Annotated in this window: 3 protein-coding genes; 2 read left to right on the top strand and 1 reads right to left on the bottom strand. The window is 60.9% G+C overall.

Annotated features, from left to right (window positions below):
- Positions 1-180 (top strand): hypothetical protein (locus EN906_RS37840; RefSeq protein ID WP_206529196.1); only part of this gene is annotated, 180 nt, incomplete at its 5' end.
- A 31-nt stretch (positions 181-211) separates the two neighbouring features.
- Complete coding sequence (locus tag EN906_RS29135) at positions 212-1921, top strand: HAD-IIB family hydrolase (protein WP_127272262.1); 1710 nt, start codon at positions 212-214, stop codon at positions 1919-1921.
- A gap of 129 nt (positions 1922-2050) precedes the next feature.
- On the opposite strand, the gene EN906_RS29130 is transcribed toward EN906_RS29135, so the two are convergent.
- Positions 2051-2983, bottom strand: a 933-nt coding sequence (locus EN906_RS29130) for a molybdopterin cofactor-binding domain-containing protein (RefSeq protein WP_164777437.1), incomplete at its 5' end; no start/stop codon positions are given.

Here is a 2983-nt window from a genome sequence, read left to right as displayed (position 1 = left end):
CGCTTGGTGTGGATTTCGGCGACGGGGTTTGCACGCCGCCAGCAAAGACCGGGACGGTTCCCGGCTTGTCTGGTCAACGTACCGGCACCGAAGGAGTTCCTGATTTCCGAGGGCGAACCGCCCTTCTCCAGACCTGCGATCCGGTCGGTGGGGAGCCTTTGTCTCAATCGCACGTTCTAGCCGGGTAACCGGAACGAGAAGGGTCGGCGGAATGTATTTCATTGCATTGGCGGCAGACTATGACGGCACGCTGGCTCATGATGGGATCGTCGCCAAGAAGACGCTCGCCGCGCTTGAGCGGTTCAAGAAAAGCGGCCGCAAGCTGGTTCTCGTCACCGGGCGTGAACTGCCCGATCTCAAGCGCGTCTTTCCCGAGCTTAGCCTCTTCGACAAGGTCGTCGCTGAGAATGGCGCGATGATCTACACGCCGGCAAGCGAGGAAGAACGGGTGATCGCCCCATCGCCCGAGCCCAAATTCGTCGCCAGATTGAAGCGGCAGGGCGTCAAGCCGCTTTCGGTCGGGCGATCGATCGTCGCGACTTGGGAACCCCATCAGGCGACCGTGCTCGATATCATCAAGAAGATGGGTCTCGAACTGGAAATCATCTTCAACAAGGGCGCGGTGATGATCCTGCCGAGCGGCATCAACAAAGCCACCGGGCTCGCTGCGGCCCTTCAGGACCTTCGACTTTCGCCGCACAACGTCGTCGGCGTCGGCGATGCCGAGAACGACCACGCGTTCCTGCAGGCCTGTGGCTGCAGCGCCGCCGTCGACAATGCAATTCCGGCGGTCAAGGATACAGCCGACCTGGTCATGCGTGGCGCCCGCGGCAAGGGCGTGGAGCAATTAATCGCAAAGCTGATAAAGCGTGATCACGCGATAGTGCCGAAGCGCCATGACGGCATCGTTCTTGGATCGTCTGGCGGCGATGATGTCTACCTGTCGCCGAGCGACACGATCCTCATTGCCGGGAGTTCCGGCATTGGCAAATCCACCTTGGCCACCGCGCTGACGGAACGCTTCGTCGAAAGTGGTTTTCAGTTCTGCGTCTTCGATCCCGAAGGCGACTATGACGGCCTCGAAGGCGCCGTTCGCCTGGGCGACGGCTCAAGCGCGCCGACAAAGGCGCAGGTGCTGGATCTGATCGCCAAGGCCGACAGCAACATTGTCGTCAATGGATTGGCCCTGCGCGTCGACGAGAGGCCGGATTTCTTTGCCGACCTGCTGCCTGGCCTGAGCAGTTTCCGCCGGCGCACCGCGAGACCGCACTGGCTCGTCATCGATGAAGCGCACCATCTTCTGCCCAAGCGGCGCGACGATACGCGGGCGGTCCTGTCATTGGAATTGCCGGGCACAATCCTGATCACCGTTCACCCCGAGGCGATCTCGACAGACGCCTTGCGCCTTGTCACAGCCATCATTGCGCTTGGCCCCAAGGCGAAGGACGTGGTGAAGGTCTTCTGCAAGGAAACTGGCATTGAGCCGCCAAAGGACATTCCAACGCCCAAAGGCGCGCGCGTGCTGTTCTGGCGGCCGCAGTCGGGCAAGAAAGTCAAGACGGTCAAGGTGGTTGAACCACGTCAGTCACTCAAGCGGCACAGCCGGAAATATGCCGAAGGCCAGCTCGACGAAGCCGGCAGCTTCTATTTCCATGGCCCTGACAATGCGATGAACCTCAGGGCTCACAATCTGATGATCTTCGCTCAGATCGCCGAGGGGATAGACGACAAGACCTGGGAGTTTCATTTGCGCACCGGCGACTATTCCAAATGGTTCCGACATCAGATCAGGGACAAGGACCTGGCGCGCGAAACCGCCGAGGCGGAAGAGGACAAGACCCTGTCGGCGCAGGATAGTCGCAAGCGGGTGCTTGACGCTGTACGCCGCCGTTACACGGCTCCGGCCACAGCCCCGGAGTGACACTCGAGAGCCAAGGCGATTAAGCTATCGCTGCATGCGAAAACTTTTTCAGTCGGACAACGCCGCCACCGCGACAATTTCGATGACGATGTCGGCTTGTGAAGCCCCTCCTCTCAGAGCTCTTGACCCTCAGCCTATCAAATCATCTATTCTGATCGGCAGATCGCGAATGCGCTTGCCGGTGGCATGATAGACGGCACTCGCCACGGCGGCAGCCGTTCCGACATTGCCGAGTTCGCCCAAGCCCTTGACGCCGGCAGGATTGACCTGGTGGTCGACTTCGGGGACTAGGATAACGTCGACCTGTTTGATGTCGGCGTTGACCGGCACGAGATAGTCCTGCAGGTCGCGATTGACGTAGCGCGCGTGTCGCTGATCGATTTCCGTGGCCTCGTGCAACGCCTGGCCGATGCCCCAGATCATGCCACCCATCAACTGGCTGCGCGCGGTGCGCGTGTTCATGATGCGCCCGGCAGCGAAGGCTCCGACAATGCGTGGCACCCGGATTTCGCGTGTATAGCTGTTGATGCGCACTTCGACGAACTCGGCGCCAAAGGCATATTTGACCGAATCTTCGTCGTTCTCTCCACCATGAAACTCCGATTGTCCGGCATAGAGTTTGCTGAGGGCTTCAGGCGAAGAACCCTTCGGCGCAAACTCGGCATATTCTTCGATGGCGCCGACCTGCATGGCCTTGAACACATCGGCCAGCTTGGCGGACTTGCCGGTCTCGGCAACGACCTCTTCGTCCTTCAAATCCAGCTTCGCATTGGCCGAACCTGCCAGCGGAGCCCCCTTGCCCGCAGCGGCGGCAAACAGTTTTTCGCGTATCGCGTCGCAGGCTTTCATGACTGCGGAGCAGACGCTGGCGGTCGAGATCGATCCGCCTGACACCGGAGCCGGCGGCAAGGCACTGTCGCCCATCTCGACGCTGATCTTGTCCATGCCAACCCCCAGCCTTTCGGCCGCCATCTGGCCGGCGATGGTGCGAACGCCGGTGCCGATTTCATGCGAGCCGCACTGGACCCGAACCTCGCCATCGGCGGTGAGACGAACCCGGGA

This window comes from Mesorhizobium sp. M7A.F.Ca.CA.004.06.1.1 (assembly GCF_003999135.1).
Lineage (GTDB): Bacteria > Pseudomonadota > Alphaproteobacteria > Rhizobiales > Rhizobiaceae > Mesorhizobium.
This window is presented reverse-complemented; position numbering and strand designations above follow the sequence as displayed.